This is a genomic window from Endozoicomonas sp. ALD068, assembly GCF_049310145.1.
Classification (GTDB): Bacteria; Pseudomonadota; Gammaproteobacteria; order Pseudomonadales; family Endozoicomonadaceae; genus Endozoicomonas_A.
Map to the genome: position 1 here is coordinate 177000 of NZ_JBLYNU010000004.1, position 21270 is coordinate 198269.

The 21270-nt window shown below is 49.1% G+C and carries 8 protein-coding genes and 1 pseudogene (1 of these 9 cut by a window edge); 4 read left to right on the forward strand and 5 right to left on the reverse strand.

Annotated features, from left to right (window positions below; all coding sequences use genetic code 11):
* Positions 1 to 14121, forward strand: partial view of an anthrax toxin-like adenylyl cyclase domain-containing protein gene (locus ACO6V5_RS00710; RefSeq protein ID WP_422409686.1) — the 3' end only. Its footprint begins 15741 nt before the window's first position; only the last 14121 of its 29862 coding nucleotides appear in the window; its start codon lies beyond the left edge, outside the window; it ends in the stop codon at positions 14119 to 14121.
* 10 nt (positions 14122 to 14131) lie between these two features.
* Here ACO6V5_RS00710 and ACO6V5_RS00715 read toward each other — a convergent pair whose 3' ends face one another.
* Complete coding sequence (locus ACO6V5_RS00715) at positions 14132 to 16159, reverse strand: ATP-binding protein (RefSeq protein WP_422409688.1); 2028 nt, start codon at positions 16157 to 16159, stop codon at positions 14132 to 14134.
* A 141-nt stretch (positions 16160 to 16300) separates the two neighbouring features.
* On the reverse strand, positions 16301 to 16501 hold the full coding sequence (locus ACO6V5_RS00720; protein WP_422409690.1) for a hypothetical protein: 201 nt from the start codon (positions 16499 to 16501) through the stop codon (positions 16301 to 16303).
* Positions 16502 to 16531: 30 nt separating this feature from the next.
* Between ACO6V5_RS00720 and ACO6V5_RS00725 the strand changes: the two genes are divergently transcribed.
* Positions 16532 to 16666, forward strand: a complete 135-nt coding sequence (locus ACO6V5_RS00725) for a hypothetical protein (RefSeq protein WP_422134823.1) — start codon at positions 16532 to 16534, stop codon at positions 16664 to 16666.
* Between the two features lie 107 nt (positions 16667 to 16773).
* Here ACO6V5_RS00725 and ACO6V5_RS00730 read toward each other — a convergent pair whose 3' ends face one another.
* The 3 genes and pseudogenes from ACO6V5_RS00730 to ACO6V5_RS00740 all read right to left on the reverse strand — a co-directional run.
* Positions 16774 to 18093, reverse strand: a complete 1320-nt coding sequence (locus ACO6V5_RS00730) for a KGGVGR-motif variant AAA ATPase (RefSeq protein ID WP_422134822.1) — start codon at positions 18091 to 18093, stop codon at positions 16774 to 16776.
* Positions 18094 to 18562: 469 nt separating this feature from the next.
* Positions 18563 to 18715: a YgjP-like metallopeptidase domain-containing protein gene (locus tag ACO6V5_RS00735; protein ID WP_422409692.1), complete on the reverse strand. Its 153-nt coding sequence runs from the start codon at positions 18713 to 18715 to the stop codon at positions 18563 to 18565.
* A 287-nt stretch (positions 18716 to 19002) separates the two neighbouring features.
* Positions 19003 to 19086 (reverse strand): annotated as a pseudogene (locus tag ACO6V5_RS00740) (hypothetical protein); the annotation flags it as partial.
* A gap of 48 nt (positions 19087 to 19134) precedes the next feature.
* Between ACO6V5_RS00740 and ACO6V5_RS00745 the strand changes: the two are divergent.
* Positions 19135 to 19410, forward strand: a complete 276-nt coding sequence (locus ACO6V5_RS00745; protein ID WP_422441948.1) for a hypothetical protein — start codon at positions 19135 to 19137, stop codon at positions 19408 to 19410.
* 1232 nt (positions 19411 to 20642) lie between these two features.
* Positions 20643 to 20966: a hypothetical protein gene (locus tag ACO6V5_RS00750; RefSeq protein WP_422409696.1), complete on the forward strand. Its 324-nt coding sequence runs from the start codon at positions 20643 to 20645 to the stop codon at positions 20964 to 20966.
* Positions 20967 to 21270: the final 304 nt, after the last annotated feature.

Below are 21270 nucleotides of genomic sequence, written 5' to 3' on the forward strand. Positions count from 1 at the left end.
AACCTTGGTTTGAATGTTGGCAGGGGTATCCGCATTGAATTGATGCCAGAGTGGTCGCCGGTTGAGAGCAGGGTACTTATGTATGACCGGGATGACCCGGCCCGGCCAGTGCGAGTGCAGTTGGGAACCCTCCGAGCCCAGGGAGAGAACCTTCCTGGCCTCGTTAAAACCCTTTACCCGCTAGCCCTGGCCGCCAGTTACACTGACGGGCAACCGTCAGAACAAGCCACCACTGACCCCAGAAGAGTTCTGGTTAATACTATCTGGAATCAAAATAACCGATTTCTGGATAAGCTCGGCGATACCGTTGGCTTAACCGCTCTTTATGACCCGTTGCCGGTATTGAGGTCAACGGCAGACAGCCTTTATCACAAGATGCTGGTCGGTCAGGAACACGACTGGCAAATTCGCCCCGGCACGGTTGCTGATTTCAGGGATGTCTTTAACCGTTTACCGTCAGCAGAGCTCAGGCAGGTGTTTGCCCAGGCCTTTCAATACTTTGGTGAGATGCCGGAACAGGAGCGTGCCCGCTTTATTTTTGCGGTTACCAGTACTTATGAAGCCCTGAATCACCCGGTTAATGGCGACCGGGAAAAAGTAGACGCCTTGTTAAAAGCCATAGGTCCTGAGCATCTGACCCGAATGAAAGACTACGGGGTTTCAGGCCAGGAAAAAACGCTTATAGCCATGACAGGCGCATTGAACTCAGTGCTAAGGCAGGTCAGAGGAAATGATGGCCTGGCGCGGGTTGAATTTCCATCGTCCGGCCAGTCAGTGCTGGTTCTCGATCCTTCCGAGTTTGAATACAGTGGCAGGCAACCTCTTGAATTCGCCATCAGTCATTATGACAGTAAACAGATACAGCCTGTTTTCAGGAGTGAACCCGCCGCTTATGAGCGGCTGGGGTTTAAGCTGCTGATTGACAATGCCAATGCTGAGTTCAGGCTGGTCAGGACGGAGGCTGATTCAGGCAGTGACCGTCTGGTTTTGAACCTTGATAAAGCCGCCTTGGTACGGTCTCAGCTCAGCCCCTTTTTGCAAAACCCCCAAAATATAAAGACAACGGAAGTCGTCAATTCGGGAGAGGACCAGCGTTTCTGGTTGGTCAGGATGAAAGACAGTGGTCAGTACGGGGTTCTTCTACAAAATGCTAAAAGTGATGGCGAGCAACCGGATGTAAGCAGTGTGCCAAAGAATGTGCGGATCGTGCCTTTCGGTGAGACAACCACCGTCAGTCACATTCAGGACGCTGTAGCAATAGACAGCAAACTGAATCCCTCAACAGGGGAGCCGGAGGCAGGCCGGTTATTCACTGCTTCTGATCCGGAACTGAGGTTCATTCTCTTTCACCTTCCCCCAGGATCGGCTGACCAGGAAGCTGATCGCCTTCGGGTATTAAAAAAAATGCGTCATTCGCTGGCGCTTTTTTTCAAAAGTACCGATGAAGGAAAGGCATTAAAAAAACGCTTAACCCCATTGGTCACTGATCTGGCCCGGCCTGTTTCTTTGAGTGACCTCCCGCAGATTTCCCAGGCAGCCGGAGGAAAAGTTTCCCGCGTTATTCCCGATCAGGCCAGGGTTCTGATGACGCTGGACACCACCAGCGACCAGAATCTACGCCTTGAGCGTTACCAGGGACAAAACGGGTTTGTGACAATAAAAATAGACCCGTCAACCATCAGGCCCGGAGCTGAAGTCAGTGATAGCACCCAGCTGTTTCCCAGGCTGGCCAGTATTTTTCCTGAGCTGTTGCCTGCCAGTGGCGAGCTCAAGTATGAAAACCGCATCAGGGAGGGTCTGGGGTTGCCCGCTATTGGGCAGAAAACCTCGGACGCCATAGCCAATGGCGATGAGCAACTTGTGGTTCGAGCCATTGAGGTGGCAGAGGGACTGCGCCTGACGATTAATGAACAGGGAGCTTATGATCCATTTAAACGACGGGTTATTGTTGCTGAAATGCCTCCAGAAAAGGGTGGCAAGCCTTATGCGCGACTGGTGATGGACGCTGTCGACTCTCTGCGGTTGGAAATCAGTGATCCTGAGTCGTTTAAAGCCGTTACCGGTCTGGAAGTGGAAACGGTCAGCCAGCTGTTAACCAAAACGCTGCATGATGACCAGGCGAATGGTCGCTATCTGGTTCAAAATCTTGAGCGTGTTAACCAACAACTGGTGGAACAGACTTCAGGCAAACAGCTGCGCTTTAAAGCGGTGAACAATGAGCTGATTGAAAAAATCAAGACTTCCCTACCTGATTTTATTGATGCTGAACCAAGGTCCCCCAAAGGGTCACCGGTCAAGGATCGGGTGTTCGTCAATTTACAGTCCTGGGGAAGCCCGCTGTCTGGCCTGGATAGCCTGATGCCCAGTGACAGTAAACAACGGTTGCTTGCCAAGTGTCGTTTAGAAGCAGAGGAACTGGCGAAGAGGTATACGCCGGTTGATAGCCAGTATCGATCTTATATTAAGTCCCTGTTTACCAACTTCCTGTTTCAAAGCATTACTAAAATTGACAGACAAGTGACGTCTGATTTTCCCGCAGGGTTCATGCCCTTGACGGGTGTCAGTGATGCGGTGGCCGGCGAGTTACCGCAAAATGCAGCGATAGAGCTGAGCGAGGCACTGAATAAAAAAAGCCGTTTTGACTCTTTCACTGAGGCTATGAGATCGGCTGTGCGTCGCATCACTGATGTTGCCAATATTGATAAAAATGCTCTAAAGAAGGGTCGTCTGTTTGATAAAACCGTGTACAGCGTTTTTGCGGAAACTCTGTCGCGCAGGGTGGAAAAAGGGGAGGCGTTCCAGTTACCTGTTGAGCCCATGTCGCTAAGCCCGCGAACCAGCGGCTCTGTCATTGACCCGGTAGCCATTAACGAACAGCAACGCCAGCCATTGATAAAGAGTGGTGACCAGGTGTTTGGCATGGTGAGTGTCGATATCGAGCGAGTGGCCGCCAGGCAAAACCTTGAGTCAGAGGAAGTGGATGGATTATTGCAATTAACCCGGCAGTCGGGGATTGGTGGCTCAGATTCAGAAACTCTGGCCTTTATTAAGAATCTGGAAACGGTTTTCAGCGATGTTAGCTCTGAAGACATTACCAGAAGAATCGGTGAGCTGGGTCCCATTGATCGGAACCGACTTGGGCAGGCATTGATTGATTGGGTCAGTGATGAGCAAAAAACAGGCATTGTTGCGGATCAGAGCCAATGGCAAGCGCGTTCTAAACTGGCTGCTGAGCTGCTGAAACTTGAATTCAATGATATTGCCGGGCAGTTGGCAGCAGATGAACGCCTTGAAGACGTTCAGTGCCGGCGGGTGGACGCTTTAAGCAGGCTGACTGGTGTAGAGAAATTGTCGCTGGATGTCCGGGGAACACGGGTTAAACTGGACTTAAATCCGACTCTGACTCTGGATGCCTCCTGGGTGGATACCCGGCAAAACCGAATGGTTATTGGCACCACAAAGACACAGGGGCTGGTGGCTGTTGGTGCCTTAAAGCTTTTTAAGGAGCTGGACAAGGCGATTGGCGGAAAACATACCGATAGTCTGGTAGCTCTCGGGGTTCGAAATAATCCTGAAGGTCTCGCGATCAACGATCCGGACAGGGTCAGGGTAATGCCAGCCCGCCTGGACGTGGCGGCCAAACTGGATCGTCTGGAAACAGCCGCCGGGTTAGTAAGAGAATTGGACGCATTTGGCAGTAGTGACAGTGCAGACAGTGCGCGGTTACTGAAACAGAAAATTTCGAACAGCGTTGAATTACTGAATCAGAGAATTTCAAACAGCGTTAAATTACTGCAAACCATGTCCGGCGATGAGAGCGACTGGAATATCGGCCAGGAGCCTTTTCGCAAACGGCTTAATGCTTTTAGCAGAACACTGAACCTGCCCAAGCCGGAGCCGGATATAGCCAAGGTTATTTGTCGCAGGGCTACGGGTGAGAGCTGTGGTCGCTCTGCCATCCAAACCCTTGACAAGGTGGATGATGAGCTGGATAAAGCCCTGACCAGCAGGGAGCTGGAGTCGCTTAGACAGCAGCTGATGGCTACGGGGACTGAGGGCAAGGCGGCAGAGCTGTTGAAAACCATTAATCTCTTTGCCAACCAGAGATTTGCAGCCGTTTCAGCCATAAGCCCCGCAGATGACAGCAAACTCCAGCAGAAGGCGATGAGCAAGCTGGTGAACTTGTTGTCGACGGGTAAAGCCAGTTCTGTGGACGTAGCCATAGACAGCGTTCTGAAGATATACAGCGAGGCAGGATTTAAGGAAGACATCAGCGACTTGAGGGAGGCTATCAAGGGCAGCGACGAATTCAAGGCCATTGTCGAGTCCATGGTGGATCAAAAAGGCAGCCATGAAAGCAGTGATGCCCTGAAACAGGCTGGAGCTTTGCGGGAAAACATGATTGACCGCTGGCTCAGGAAACACAAGGTTGACCAATCCCTGACCCTGAAAAAATTTCAGAACGTTCAGGCAAAACTGTCCGCCAAGCCCTGGTTTGGCAAGGGTCAGATGGCGTTCGGTGTGGGTATGGGGATAACCGGCCTGGCCCAAAGCTCGGTGTCGCTGTACAACTTGAATAAATATCGGGACTATCTGTCACCAGAAACCTATGCCACGGGGATTGCCGGGGTGGCACTGGGATACACTGGCAGCATTTACGCTTTGTCCAGAACAGCGCACTCGGCACTGTCCAAAGCTGCCGGCTTTGCCGATGAAGGGCTGGGTCTTGCCGGTGCGGCCATTGAAAATGCGCCAAGGCTGGTAGGGAAAAGCGCCATCAAATTATCGGCGAAAACCACATCCCGGTTGGCCAGATTTGTTCCCATGGTGGGAGGCTTTGTTGCCGTGGCGGCAGGTGCGGCCGCCCTGGCTTCCAGTGTCATGGCTGCGAAGGATGCCAGTGAGGCAGGCAATAGTGCCCAGGTGGCATTTTATGCAGTGAATGCTGCACTGGACTGCATTGGTCTTGCTTTGGATGCGGTCAGTACTGTTATGGAAGCCTCGGTGATTCTGGCACCGGTTGGTTTTTTACTGGATATCATTTCCACCCTGCTTGGACTGGTTCAGACCATCATCGGTCTTTTTATCCCGCCCACCAATGCCCGTCAGGACTTTGATGCCCTGATGACGAGTAAGGCGTTTACAGACTTTATCGATAAGTTGGCCGGGGACGCAGCAGAGGAAGGCTATAGCCGATTTGCCTGGAGGGAAACGGCAGATCAGCATCTTAAAGATCGCTTTAAAACCTATGAAGTGGATTTGCGAACTTTACGACACCAGGTCGTCAGGGATCTAGAGAGCAGCGGTGAAAAAGGCATCAAAATCTGGGATATGGATGCACTGTCCAAAAAGCTGTTGGCGCGCACCACGGATAAAGACGACTATGTGGTGGCAAAAGGCGATAAAGAAGTTCATGGACTGGGGGGCGAAGATAAGATTTTCCTCGAGATGCACCAGGGGAAAGCCTTCGGTGGCGCTGGTAATGACCTGCTGGTGGGGGGAGTGTTTCAGAGTGGGGGTGCCGGTGATGACAGGCTCGTGCATACTCTCGGTAAAGTAGTTCAGGAGGGAGGGAAAGGTAACGATGAAATAAGCCCCGGTACCGGGTTTGCTGTTATTGACGGTGAGGCCGGTAAGGACACTCTGGTCTTGCCCAGCCCTGTGTTTGAGACCCATTTTAAGGGCATGTACCAGGTACAGTGCCTGAAAACTGATTTGGGGGTACGGAAGATTGATGATTTCTCAAAGCTCCAATATCACTGCGTCTTCTGCTATGAAAAAGCAACCTTTAGTTCTTCTGGTGTGGTTGCCAGGTTTAATCAGGAAGCGCTGAAAACGGGGCAGGATGGTTTCCCCTATCTGTTTGAGGTAGATCTCTCAAAACAAACGTTCACCAACCGGTTGGTTGAACTGTTAGAGCGGAAAAAGCAGGAGGGCAATGACTTCGGTATCTTGAAGGACCTGTATGGTTTGCAGAAGAAAGGTAAAGATAGCCTGCGGGTTCACGATTCAGGTATTAACTTTATCAATTATGCAGGTGACCCCACGGCCTTCCTGGTTCATAGTTATTCCAGTCTGAAAAACTGCAAAGGTAAAACTGACATATCCCGAAGTCGTTCAGGTTGCCCTGATGATGAGGATGTGGTGCCGTTCAGTGAAATTGGTACTGATATTCAACCTTTCAAAGAACTCCCTGCAAAAGAAGTTTATAAAGTGGGTGATGTTGTTATCGCCCTTCTTCGCAGAGAGGAAGTTAAGCACTGGGAAGCTAAAGAGCACAAAAAGCTTTATAAGTCCCAGTCTAAAAAAGACATCTTTGCCCTGAATGTGGATAAGCATCGTCATCATTCTTACAACAGCCTGAAGGCTGATGCAAAAGGACGAATTTATGGGGTTGTAAATGAAAAAAAAATGCCCGGTGGCGGTTGTCAGTTGCTTCATCAAAAGACCCGTTGTGCAGACAGTTCAGCATATAAAACTCTTGAAAATTGCTGTGTTTTTTATGGAGTGGCGGGCATTGATTATATTAAAGAAAACCAAGTGTACGAGGGAGCTCTGTATATACATACCAAGGGGCTCAAGGAGGAGAAGAAGGATCGTTCAATCACTATGTACTTTTTGAATGATAAAAAGGATCGCCTGATTGAGTTTAATCATACACAGTTGCTTGAATATGCCAACCTTAAATCCTTTTACGATAAGAGTAATAGCAGGCGTTACACTCACCTTAATAACCCGGTGGTTCGATTTTACGCGGGTCTTATGGATTTTATCGGAACCCAGGGGGAGGTCAAAAATATTGAAAACGTAGTTGGCAGTGCTTACAGCACCAAAATAATCGGAGATGACCAGAACAATCTGATGGTAGGTAAGAGTGGCCGTAATTTCTTCAAGGGATCATCTGGCGATGACCAGATTGTCACCGGGAGTGAGTTTGATGAAGTCTATGGCGGAGCCGGGCGGGATACCATATCTATTAAGGCCTCAGAGAAAAGCCGGAAATACGTCGACGGCGGCCCAGGTGTTGACAGGGTCTCATATGCACAAAGTAACCAGCGAGTGACCATCGACCTCACCAGAGATAAAAGTCAATTGTCGTATGGTGATGTGTATGTCAATGTCGAAATCTTTGAGGGATCAAATCACGACGATATCATGAAGGGGAATGATGAAAGCACTACCTTTATTCCCCGGGCTGGCGATAACATAGTGTATACCTACGGGGGTGATGACACCGTACTGGCTGATGGTGGAACCACGACAATGCGGTTGCATGAAGGGAGTAATAAGGTTTTCCTGAAGGCTGGGCATCATACTGTCGAGGGTGGCAAAGGCAATGATGAAATTTATTTTTCGGATACCACTCACACCCAGCATCTGATTCAGGGCGGAGGAGGCAGGGATCAGCTAATCAGTACTCTGCGGCCCATTGTTACGTTGAAATTCAAACGGCTGCCGACTTCTGTCGTTGTTCCGAGCACACAGCCAACAACGAAGTCTCCAGTGTTGTCATTCTTAGAATCTATTTTACTTGAACATTTTGTTAAACCGACATCGTTGCCCCTGACGAAATTCCAGTGCTTGGATTTTGCACCTGTCCGCCTGGTGGTGGATCTTGCGAATAATGTATTAAAGCTAAAAGTTTCAGGTGTCTACGATGCCGTCAAAGGCGAGACAAGAATAAAGCGTGAAGACAAGTTTTCCAAGGACAGCGGCTTTCAGTTGTCATTTGATTCAGCTGGGAAGCAGATAGTAAAAAAAGTAGCACTGGGTGACTTCATAAAAGGAGAGGCAACGATAAGCTGGGGAAGCATTGTTCAGGGTGTATCAATGGACTCAAGTTTGGAGTCGTTTATTTCTAGTGCCGTCGTTGATGTTGATCTGAAGTGGGCACCTGAATACAAAACAAAAGTGATCACTAAAGATGGAAAAATAACAGAGCAGGTAACGACAACGTATAAGGAAAAATGCCAGCCTACTCAATGGTCGGTCGAATTCTCAACGATTGATTCGCCATCAGTGACCATCGATTTAACCTACAAAAAAGATGGGCGCTTGCAGGTGCGAGATGTAACGACCCTGGTCGCTCAGGACGGTGATGACAGGATTACCGGAAACCCCGATGAAAATAATAGAATTATCGGGGGCAGCGGTAATAATCGTTTAATTGATATGGGCGGAGATAACCAGTTCTCTACAGGAATGGGAGATAACACCATCACCGCCGGCCTCGGATACGACACGCTTTTGTATCAGGTGACGACCCGGACCTGGCTGAAAAGTCGGCCCTTCATTCCCTACACGCTGGATGCTATTTCGGTGGATATGGCCAGCGGAAGAGTTCTTCATACATGGAAAGCCAATAACAGACAATCTCCAGACAAATCATTTTCAGATCAGTTTACCGGAATTGACCATATTGTTGGTACTGGCAATAGCGATCATTATTCCGGATCGGACGATAACGAGCAATATACCACGGGCGGTGGCGACGACACTGTGGATATGGGCGGAGGCGATGATCTGGTTATTGTTCTGGATTCCGGGCAGGAGGCGGTAAAACCCAGCCTCAATGGTGGTAACGGCATTGATACCCTGGTGTTTGAAACTCGTCAGGGCGTCTGGTTAGATCTGGAAGCGGGCAAGGCCAGGGTTGGAACCGGGGAGCTATTTCATGTCGCGGGATTTGAGCGGATCACCGGCAGTGTGAGTAGCGATACTCTTTACGGCGATGAGCTTGATAATGTTTTCACTCCCCGGGCAGGCGACAACCAGGAAGTCCATGGCAGGGAAGGCAACGATCGCTTTCTACTGTTTGAGGGAACCCACCTGGTTTCTGGCGGCAATGGCACGGATACCGTCGATTATCAGGCCCTGGTATTACCCCCCGGTACCACGGGTATTATGATTTTACAGGATTATCAGGCACTGTCAGACGGTCAGGGCGGGTTTAATGGCACCCACTGGTTTGACCCGGATTGGTCAGACTATGTCGAACAGGCCGGCTTGCCTTGTCCAAATGACGACACCCTTGGCAGGTCAGCCAATGTTTCGGTCACCTGTCGTTCAGGCTTTGTCGTTTTTCGTTATGAGGAGAGTTCGACTTTACCCAGATCGCGAGGCATCAAAGATCAGTTATACGACATTGAAAACCTGTTTGGCAGCCAGGGTGACGATGTCCTTTTCCTGACGTTGGCCGAACATTTAGCCAATGGGGCTGATGGCAATGACCGCCTGGTGGATCTATCAGAGGGAGCAACCCTGAACGGTGGCAAAGGCGATGACATACTCCATGCCAGCCTTCGTAACGATAGCCTGGGCACTACCACCGTGGGTGGGCCAGGTTCCGATGTTCATTATGGCGGCCCTGGCGATGATAAAATGATTGCGGATCAGGGTCCTGACCGGTTGATGGGCGATAAAGGCAAGGATTTTTATCTCATCGACTGGCAAGCCAGGGGCTCAGAGATTGCTGACCCGGATAATGGCAATATGCTGATGCTCAGAGGCAAAGGGGCCACCTCTAAGAATATTGGGCTGGTACTGAATGGGAATTTCAGTCAGCTGGCCTTTCAAGACCAGGGACAGTACTGGGTAAACATCACCATGGACGCTGTGCCAAGAAGGGTTCGTCCTGATGGCAGCCTGGACACCGGGCATTTTGTCGAAGCACTCCATCAGCATTTTCCTTATCTGCGCATTGAGGATACTGAAAAAGGCAACAAAACGTCTGCGGCTCCCCTGACCAAGCAAGATTTAAAGCTTTTTTATCAGGACCGGTTGATAAAGGATCCCCGTCTGGACAACATCCTGATTGCAGAGGCTGACGATCCGGTGCTTCATGCAGGCATCGGCAATGATGACCTGATGGCACTGGGCTGCCGGAAACCCAACCAGACGGAAGGAGTTTCTGGCTGCCACTACAAGCTCTTCGGTGAAGAGGGGCACGATACTTTCCTGGTTCGCAATGCGACAGCGGATGTCTACCCGGGGCCAGGCCATAACCAGCTTGCTGTGGGTGAAGGGGCCAGGGTTTTTGTCAGTTTTGATCCGGATCAATCACAAACCTTCGGGCTCTCTTTGCCATCTCCGCCAGAACAGCTCAGGTCCATTTCCTGGCAGTCCGTTGAGCCAGGGCAACTGGTCAGCCATGGCGGGCCCCTCTCTGGTGAAAATAGTGCAGGCTTCAAAAATGCACGGAAGTTAACTGAAAGAAGTCAATGGCTGGAAATACCCGGCTTATTGACGGGTGGAGCCATGACACTGTCCTTGCAGTTGCGGGTTTCTGGTCTGGATCAGGCCTTGCTTCCCATTATTTATTTTGCTGATGACGTTGGTCGTCATGGCATCAGGGTAGATAAAACGGGCCGTGATGATCTGGAACTGACCCTTTCCGACGCTGCTGCTGAAACCAGCTTTCATGGGCGGGTATCTGATTTTTTTCAGGATGGCCAGTGGCTGCATTTGGCGCTGCGGGTGAATCGTGAGGGCCTGGTGGGCATTTATAAAGATGGGAAAAACGTTTTGGAAGGCGTTAGGGTTGATGTGCCAAAACGGATGATCAGGCCCGTGAATTTTCTGGGTCGGGAAGCGCTGGCGGTGAGCACTCAGAATCCCAGTAACGCAACCTTGACCGTTGCCGGGCTGATGGTGGTCGATCATCCGATGGCTGATGAGGCCATTAGTCAGCTGGCCAAATCCCCCAGCGGAAACCTGGTGAAGCTGTCGTCTGAGTGTGATTCAGTTGAAGTGGCTCTGACTCATTATCCTGACTATCTGGAGTTGGGTGCCAGGTACTACCTTGATGGTCAGGATACGGTTCGTGACTGGCTCCAGTCTATTGAACGTTTGCCGGGTATGATTCCTGAACCGGATGGACGACAGGTCTTTGTTGCGGATAAAAACAGCAAAAAAGGGTTGTTTCAGCAGGGCGATGGTTACAGTGAGATTGTCGAGGCGCCGGGGCGCGCCGATTTGTTGGTGGTGAACGTTAATCAAGATAGTCAGGTTGTCTTTCGTAAAGAGAATGATGACCTGATGATTTATCTTTTCAAGGATGGCGAAAGCCTGAAAACGACTTCTTTGACCAGCGTTTCGGATCGGAGACGATATCAGAATTATTTTAATAGCAACCATTCGGATCGGGTTGAGCGCATTGAGCTGGATCATAGAGTTTTGCGGTTGGAAGACATTTGGTCGCTCACCCGCGATTTTCCACAACCCTCACAAATCCTCAACAAGGCAAGACTTGAGGAGGTCAGGGTGCTGGAACGCCAGGGACAGTTGCTGCTGTTCTTTGGCGGGAACCATTTTCCCCTGGGAATGACGCTGGGCCAGTTGTGGCCGGTTGTCTGGGATAATTATGAGAATGATCCGCTGGTCACATTAAGCTGCCCAACCGTTCAGCCCACCAGAGGGACAAAGGCAATATGTTCCCTGTCGGCCATGGATTGGCGCGGGTTGGCCCGGGCCTACGGACAGGTGTTGCTTTCCGGGTCAAACAAGGACATCAGTGATGAGCACTTGCTGCAGCTTAGTGCCCGTAATGTGTTTGAGAAAACAGCTGGGTTCTGCCCGTTGACTGACATTGCTGCGTCCTCGTCAGACTGTATAGTACGTCTGGGTACTCCGGGTGCTGACAAGTGGCACTCATCAGGGGAGACAGGTGCCTTTTTTGGGCTGGGCGGTGATGATCAGTTCACGGTAACGGATTTACGCTGGGGTTATCTCGGCGGCGGTGAGGGCTATGATTCGCTGGTGCTTGCCCCCAAAGTCTCCGTCGGTACGTCGTTTATTGTTAACCAACAGCACATTGTTGTGGATGGGCAGGTAAAAGGCTCAGTGTCCGGATTCGAGTCTATCCACTGGCAGGTATCCGGTTCTGGCCAATTTATCCCACCACCGGAGGTGAAACAGTTAACGGTTACCCTGGGAGATGTGCAGGTTAAAACCGGGGGCAAGCTTGAAACCATTGTCGTTGGTGACACCGGAACTGTGCGACTGCTGGATACCGGTTGGAACTCGGTGACTATCTCCTGCAAGGAAGATGGAACCGGGCTTGAGAACGTCCATTTTAACTATCCGGGCATCAAGTTGTCCGACCTGATGGTGCAAAAGTTTGAGCCAGCAACAACGTTTGAGAATATTCTGACGGGGGGACAGATGACACTGTCCTGTCTTGTCAGTCCTGGTGTGTCTGGAGATGTGTCTGGAGATGTGTCTGGATCTGCCGAGGTTGAGTTGTTTGATTTTTCTGACTTGACGGACAGCGACAAGGGGGCAATGACCCTGCTGGTCAGTCAGGGGAAGGATCTGGTTATAAGGGTATTGTCGTCTGAAGGGAAAGAACGAAGGATTGACGCCAATGACTTTTTCCCACCGGGCAAAAAAACGCACCTGCTGGTGTCCCAGAATCAGAACGATTTGATGATTTATCAAAATGGCCAGCTTATCCAGTCTGAAGTGCTTGCTCCTTTGCCCAGGGCTTTACGCAGCAGAACGCAGATTGGGGACAGTGCCAGAGGTTGGCTGGACGCGGTGGTTTTGGTGGCTGGCAGCGTTAACGCCAGAACCGCAGCTTTGCTGGCAGAAACACCCAGCGGAAAGTTGACTCGGTTAAAACGAATCGATTCCCCTGAGCTGGGTGTGGTGGTCAAAGGGGGCGGGCCAAAGACTGTCACCGTGGGTCAGCAGCGCTTAACTCTGGATCATACCGACTTTGTTGAGAACCAAAGCATGAAATCTTTGGAAAATTTTCGGAAGGATGCTGAATTAACGGAGCCAGAGGTTAGCCCCGACGCTGCGAGTTTAGTGACCACCGTCACTCCGGTACTGGCAACTTCAAAGCCTGCTGCTACTGTCGTAAATCGGCTTACTCCCACAAAAAGCACTCAGATTACTCAGCCAACACCGACTCCTACCCAATTAAAGCCAAGTGTTGAGTCTATTGAGTTTCCTGATTTTCCATTGACTGTTCTTAAACAGGAGGCGCCTGAATTACCCAAGATACCGGGGGTGGAAAATCTGCTTGTCAGGGCAAACTCCACTGAGCCTGAGTTCAAAAGGCTTGAATCCCTCCCATGTTTTTCCAGTGGCTTGCCTGCAGGCGGTGGGAAGGATTTGAGTATCAGTAATAAACGTCATTTTTCGTACAACAGGCTTCAGTGCAATGAAAGTTCGGTCGAGTTGGTTCATTATCAGCAGGCACCGCAACTGCAGGTTCCTCTGGGTGATCAATGGTCGGTATTGGGAAACTGCTCTGCGCTTTGCTTGCCTCTGGTGCCTACTGGTGCCTCTCCTATCCCGACTGTTTCTTCTTCTTTGCTCAACCAGACTGAATGCTTTTTGCCTTGTAATGTAACAGGTTTAGTATGGGATACCGAAGGGGGCAAAAATTACAATATAACCGAGTTAACACCCTTTTCTTATGGAGAAGCCATTAACTGTTACACGCCGTGCCAGGGCCCGGCGGCCGCAATGGCAACCGAGTACAATCAGACAGTTAAGGTCGATCTTGATCTTGATCCGCAACAGGTTACCTCTGGTCAGACTTTGAACGTGCTTCTTAAAGAGATCAGGGATTTTAAATGGAACAGTAAGACTGATGTTTTATTAAAGGGAGATGACCTTGATAACACCTTTGAGCTGGGCTCATCCGCCTTAAATGGGCGGGTTGAATCGGGGGCTGGGGATGACCATATAAGGCATCGGTCCCCGGGGAAAATGGTTTATCAATACGAACAATGGGGCGGCTTAGACCTTATACAAGTATTGGGAGAGGGCAATCTGGAATTGGATTTTGGCGATGTAGCTATCAATGACATCACTTTAACGGAAAGTCTTGGCGTTGTTCAAGTTGGAGTCAAATTCAAACATGAGGGTAAGGAAGTAGAAGACCTGTTTTATATCACCGGGAAATCCAAATCAGGAAAAGACAGTTTTGACCAGCCGCGCCTGACCGGTATTCGTTATAGAGATGGCAGCATTCAACAGGATGACCTGAATATTCTTATTCAGAGTATTAACCAGTTTGAAAATAAGTTTCAAACGTCGGTTTCTCCATCAATCTCACCGACTGCCACCCGGAGTGTGCCGCTGGTTTCGACTTCCTTTGCCGGGTGAGTAGTCGAACTTACGCAGGTAAGCCGAGCTGGTCAAAGAAAGCCCGGTTCCTCTCTTTTGCTGATTGCAGCAGGCGATCATAAGAAACGACTTCAATGTAAGCATTTCGAGGCTTGTTATAACCAAAGAAACCCATTCCATCATAGGTTTCGGTCAGGCTCGCCAGCTCGCATCGTTCTACCATGGTTGGGGTCAGGTCGCTAATGACGTAGACATAGCCGGGTATTTCCTGACTGTTCCTGATAGGTCTGCCTGATGTGGTTTTTACCTTACCTTCACGGATGCGCTTCAGGTAGCCAAGAGCCTGCTCAATAGGGTTTTTATCTTCTCCCTCTGAGGCATCATTCCTCATAGGTCGCTTGATCTCAACCACTGTCAGAGAGGCTAAGGGCATTGATTTTTTTTCAGAAACCAAAATGGGATTGTCGTTAATGTTCAGTGCACACAAGTCAGGCTCTTTCGTAGAGCTATCATCGGTAATGGGCATGGATCGAAGTGATTTATCGGAGGCCAGAAAATCATGGAAAGCCAGTCTTTCATCAATAAGCCAGAGGTTGCAGGCATCTGTGGAGACTTCTTCAGAGGTTTTCCGCATAGGCATAATAAGCTGATGAATCAGCTCTTCATGCACATATTTCCCGTTGTCCATTTGTCCAATATATTTCTCTAGCAAATCAAGAATCACACGTCGATGAGAGACATAGCTGGCCAGGTCTGACTTCTTAAAATCCTCTGCTTTTTTGAGGTATGCTTTCAGTTTTTTCTGATATAAATCCATGTCACTTTCAATGGCCGGATTCATTATCTCGTGACCTTCTGCCAGCAACTGGCGCTCAATATCGGAATACTGTTTATGCAACAATGTATCAAGCTCTTTATCGCTTATTCTGGGGTCAACAGAAAACTCCTGCTGATTGATCAGGTGCATTACCGGTCGGTATCTGGGGGCTTTTTCTGAGACGAACTCGTTGATTCTCTCACGACCTTTCAGGTTTTCACTCAGATAATTGCTCAGGTACTGCTTGCTTCTGGCCAGAACATGACTTTGCATATCTTTGAAACTGACTTCGACATCCTCAAGAATACCCTCTATATCATCCGCTATATCAAATGCAGTGCGCTCTGGACGAACATGGTCGTCCAGATAGTCGGATGAAACGTAGCAGGTGTAGATGAACTCACCAGCCTCATCCGATATTTTGCCAAACAGCCCCGGGATTTGATGACTAATGGGAATTTCCTGCACCAGCCTGTTAGCCGCGCAAAGGGCGAGAGAGTGCTTCTTTTTGGTCGAAGCATGAAATTTTATGTGGGTAAGCCTGAACGCATAGCCTTTTATATCGATACTTTCTTTACTGGCTTTGCTATGCATGTACTGATCAAACAAGTTTTCCAGGGCAATAGTTTCTGTCCCATCCTTTATAGTTATGCGGGGTACAGAATCTTCTCTGACAAAATACCAAAGACAATGTTCTAATAAAGCATTAGCGATGCTGGTCGCCGTTTTTGGGCAGGCATCACGATACTTTTTATCGAAGCCAGATAAGGTGAGGATAGAGAAAGGCCCTTCGCCATTCGGGTCAGGCTCAGGATCCTGAGTCTGTATCCCCTGAGCAGCAGTGAACGAGAATTGCCGCTTAACGATACCTGATGAGTTTGATTTGAAAGCACTGGTAACATCCGCTCTGTCGAATGCTTTGAGCCATAATAGACGCCCAACTCCCCGGCACCCTTTTCCTATCTTATGATCAGAGTCAAGGGTTTCAAACGATGCCATGTTTTCTTCGTTGAAGCCTATGCCATTGTCGTGAATTTCAAAGCCGACTATTTCTGAGCAGCGCTCAGAGTCGTCAAGCCCAGAGGAAGCCTGCTGACTACGTAGTATTTTTAGTGTCACAGTGCCGCCTGTGAGCAGATTATTGTTTTCTTCAAGAGCTTGCAGAGAGTTAACGACGGCTTCAAAAACCGGGAAAAGTCCATGACTCTTGAGCAGATTGGTATTCCTTAACCTTCCTGCCAGATTGGTATGCAGGCTCATAGATCGGCTCCCCAGGCAGGAAGTGCTTTCTACCAAAATTCAGCGAACTGAAGTATTCTATACAAATACCCAGAGGGCTGCTGACTTTATTATTGCTCAGCCATTGCGGAGCTTCCCTGTGCTGGTCGGAATCAAGGCTTTTTAGTTGATGGCTAGTACAGCTAAGCTCTGATATCCATACACCCCTCGTTCCCACGCAACAGAGGGTGTCGCAAAACCCGTTCCCCTCCCGCCATTTCCGGCCTCACTCCCGTCATTCCCGGCTTCATTCTCGTCATTCCCGGCTTCACTCCCGTCATTCCCGGCTTCACTCCCGTCATTCCCGCGAAGGCGGGAATCCACACTGACTCACCACCAGAACCATACTGCCCGGTGCCCCCCTGGCCTTTTCATCCGCGAGAAGGCAGAGACCCGCTGTTGGCGCTGGATTCCCGCCTTCGCGGGAATGACGACCTCAGAGTATCGGAACGAGTGGCCTGTATGGATATCAAGGCTTGGCTGCACTAGTACACGGTTTCAATGTAATTGATGGGTTCCCTCTATTAATGACACTCAAGCTCCGTTCACCCTGAGCGGAGATTGTTCACATCAAACTCATTGAAACTATGTGCTAGTTAATCAGCATCAAAGAAGCCTTTGGCCCAGTTTAACCCTTCATTGAGCAGTGGGCTTGCATGCTCTATAACTGAAAGTGTGCTGTCCAGTGCCCCGAGGTTCAACAGTTGAGAACTGAATTCAGCCTCAATAATCTCAAGGCCGTTAGTGGCGTTAGCATCATCAGTGTATATATCAGGCGTATACGCAGCAGTCAGTCGTTCGAGGCCCGCTTTGTACTGATCGGTTTTTTTGAACTCTTCATTGACAAATGTGGTGATGACTCGAGGGTCTAATGTCTTTTCACCAAATTTATTGCGCCAATCCCGATTATTGGCCAGAGAGGTCAGGCGATTCAGAATGAATTCTGTACCCTTAATAGCCTGCTCGGCCAAAGTGGTCACAACAAATCGCTCCACCCTCGGATCAAATAACAGCGGGCTCGAGAGTTCACTGAGTCCGGCTCTCAAGTCAATCAGAACCAAATCCGCCTGAAGTTGATTTCCCAGCTTTTGTAGCATATCGGTACAACGCCAGGGTTGCTCGTAGGTTCGGGCAAGGTGTTCTGGTCGGACAGAAATGTTGATTAATTGAGCCATTCCCGATTTGCTTTCACTGTGTTTTTCAATATCTGCTTCGCTATCGGAAAAGGCAGGGAGCAGGCAGTATTCAAAACCGGCTTCACTTTTTGTATAACGATCAAGCTCTTTGGCAAAAGTAGCAATCGTGGTTGACTCATCAACCGCAGGGTAGTGACTGGCTTCCAGAAACTGAATCCATGATACATCCGGTTTGTCGCTGTCTTTGAACAAATAGGTCAGCCCCGGCGCTTTAATATCAGCATCGACAAGCAACACTTTTAATTTCCCACGATTGCTTTCACGATGGTGGAAATTCACCTGAAGCGCCTTAAACCATGTCAATAATGAAGTGGTGCGGCCAACACCTCCTTTAAAGGAGTGAAAGGCTGCAAGCCTGCACTTCCCTTCGAAAGGTTCAGGGCTTTTTGGCAGTATTGACGTTGCTCCATCATAACCAAGGTCTTGCCAAAGCGGTCTTGGATGGCGTGGGTTCTGTTCTTCACAGTCCGTGATGATTTCAACATCTATCGAGCTTTGTGAGCCATAAGCCAGCTCAATTTTTCGTTCATCATGATGCCAGTTATTTCCAAATACTGTTTTTACAAAATCGAAGGCAAGGGTTTGATCGTCACCTTCAAGGTCTATTTCGATCGCTTCACTATAAGCACGGATGTCGGCTATACCCTCAGGAAAGTGTGTGAAGTTCTGAGTTTTGGATGCCAGCAGTCGTTCGGCATCCAGCCAGCTATAGAGGTTCATTAATATTGCTACTTAACCCAATGACAGATATTCTCGAGGGTTTGAGTGATATGTGTATGATCTGCCTGATTTTTAATTTTAACGCCATACCGCCAAACCTGGTTCAACTTACTCTGGTCGGTATCACGGTGAGTATTCGGTTTGCTCGTATCAAGAGATATATTCACAGGTAGCCTCAGCTTTTTTCCACAGCGAAGATGACTCAACATCTTGTTAATGTTGTGTTCAAACCCGTAATGATCGATACCCTCAGAAGTTTGATGCCTTTCACGCTTAATAATAAGTGTTTCAAGCCACACTCAACAGCGTAAAAAAGGCAAACCAGTTTGGAAGGGTTACACGATGATGGTAGGTGACGTGTCGCCTCATGGTGGCTTCTGAATGCACGATCCATTTCTCTTTGAGTAATTTCAATCTTGGACATAATGAACAAAATCCAGCCCGGCTTTGTTAGCACAAACTATGGCTGTCAATACCCCCAATCCTCATACTGCACTGGCAAGCTATTCAGCTCATCCCGATAAGACCGCCAGTTCAGCATATAATGCGTCATCAATTGCTTAAAGCGTTCATTGTAGAAGGGGTGCAAGTGCACCACCTCATGCACCACAATGTACTCCATCCTTCAGGGGCGGGTAGTTCACTGTACTTGCCAAACACCTCAAGGCTGGTGGACGGGTCAGTTCTACTTTGACTCAGCTGTTTGCATGACTGGCCCTCAGTCCTCTGTTTCTATTACCAATGCGACTACCAATGCGACTTTCAGTATCAACGCGGTTTCTACTTCATCAGCGGATACAATCCCAGCGACCAATGTTTTGGGCGTCATAGCCTCGCTGGCCATATCGTTGAATCTATAGCCTGAGCTGATTCCTCGGTTAATATCCGTCGGAAAGTGAACATTGGTTTTTACGACGATGAGGAGGCTAAAGATGAGCCCGTGTGGGCAGCTAGTTCAGCAGCTACACGGGTTAGTCTCTTTGCACGACGTTTATCACCTAATTTCTGCGCAACTCGAAAGTATGTTCAGCCCATTGGAGGGTGTCGCAAAACTTCAACAGCTCGTTCTCACGCTCTGAAGTCGTCATTCCCGCGAAGGCGGGAATCCAGCGCCAACGGTGGATCTCTGCCTTCTCGGGGATGACAAGGCCAGGGGGACACCGGGCAGTATGGTTCTGGTGGAGAGTCAGTGTGGATTCCCGCCTTCGCGGGAATGACGAGATGAAGCCGGGAATGACGAACTCAGAGCATAGGAACGAGCTGTTGGAGTTTTGCGACACCCTCATTGTTGAGGAGACAGTGGAAGCATGGTCTTGACTCGTCTCAGAGAGGTTAAGCCCAGTATAGAATTTGTGACTAAGTGATAGCCGATTGGGCGAGGGTTGACGACGATTTTGCTAAATTTCCTTTGTGTCGTTTTTTGTCTTTGGAATTTTATGGGTTTGAGGATAATTGAAAAGCACTGCCCTGATAAGTGACTATAATTTCCGCTGCGAACGAATAGTGTTAGCTCTTTCTCTTTACTCTGTTTTTGGAAGTGCGATGTTTGTTGTGTTTCCGTACCATTTCGGGAGTGTAGCTTGTGATTTCCTCTGTTTCTCGCTTTCTTATATTAGCTATAAATCTACTGAGCTATTTGTCAGTACATGCCAGCTCTGTTCTCAACACTAGACCTGATTATTTAGTCTCCTTTTCGTCGTCCTCCATCTCGGAAGTCCGACCGTCTTCTGAGAGCCTGCCCTGCCAAGGTCTTTTACTTTCCTCTGGCCATGTTGCTACTGCGCCAGCCTGCGCTAAAACCATAGCTGAACAGGTTAGTATGGGTGGTACAGTAAACCTGTTGGATAACAGCCGACAAAGCATTGGGCATCTATCCGCTATTAATACCGATGAAACAGCGAAAGGGATTCTTTCCGCTTCGCTACACCGAGCAGTAAGCCCAAATAGCTTGTTCTCTGTTACAGGGCTTGCTGCTTCTGGTAATGAACCACGGGCTTATTTCCTGCAACAGGGGGAGAGCCTTACTGTCGGGCACGCAACCGTTCGCTTAGGTGATATAGAGGTGAAACATGGGGGGCAGTTCCAACCGCTTCACTCTGATACTAACCTACCTCCTGGAAGCCCTGTTATATCAGGTGAGAAGGTGGTTTGTCTGGCTGATGGGGCTGGTGCTTGTGTCGGAAATACTCATAAACAAGCAACACATATTAGTAAGCGGTCTGCTAGAAGCAAAAGGGAGTCTAGCGGGAAAGCAACTGGTTGTACGTTCAACGGTGTCAGCTTGGGTGGCGTAGAAGTTGGCACTTGGACTTGTAGCGATTGCACAGCCTGTGGTTGCTTTGGTGAATGTAGCATTAAAGACGGCAAAGCTGGAAAATTGCAGACAAGTACATGTGTCTGTAATTCAGGTGGAACTTGCAGCGGAAAGACATGCACAGCTACTGCTGGCGCTGCTTCCTTAACAGCGGGAGTCTTTAGCCTTTTGGTTGTATCTGTGGCTGCTATTGCAGCGAGCTTTTAAAGCCATCCCTCTTTATAAAAAGCCCTGATTGGGTAAAATTGAGTTAGTTTCAGGTGTCTACGATGCTGCCAAAGGCGAGACAAAAATAAAGCGTAAAGACAAGTTTTCCAGGGACAGCGGCTTTCAGTTGTCATTTGATTTAGCTGGGAAGCAGGGAGTAAAAAAAGTGGCACTGGGTGACTTCATAAAAGGAGAAGCAACAATAAGCTGGGGAAGCATTGTTCAGGGTGTATCAATGGACTCAGATTTGGAGTCGTTTATTTCCAGTGCCGCCGTTGATGTTGAGCTGATGTGGGCACCTGAATACAAAATAAAAGTGATCACTAAAAATAAAAAAGAACAGAGCAGGTAACGACAACGTATAAGGAAAAATGCCAGCCTACTAAATGGTCGGTTGTATTCTCAACAATTAGTCCTGGGTCGCAGTGGCTGTTCTTTCGGCCTTATCAGAAGTAGTAGTCGATAATATTATCTCGCCTCAGCTATATGCCGACTGCAATGACTGATAGTAGCACCCTGATATTCCGGAGCATCAAATCATGGCCCCATGTTTAAGAAAGGTATAGCCTGCTGTTTGATATTAATGGGCGGAGTAGTAATGCACAGCTCCGAAGCGGTAGATATAGAGTGGCATCCGCCAGGATTGACGGGGGAAG

Excerpts from the sequence above, each read along its gene's own strand:
- ACO6V5_RS00715 (WP_422409688.1), bottom strand. The coding sequence starts at position 16,159 with ATGAGCCTGCATACCAATCTGGCAGGAAGGTTAAGGAATACCAATCTG.
- ACO6V5_RS00735 (WP_422409692.1), bottom strand. The coding sequence starts at position 18,715 with ATGGAGTACATTGTGGTGCATGAGGTGGTGCACTTGCACCCCTTCTAC.
- ACO6V5_RS00730 (WP_422134822.1), bottom strand. The coding sequence starts at position 18,093 with ATGAACCTCTATAGCTGGCTGGATGCCGAACGACTGCTGGCATCCAAA.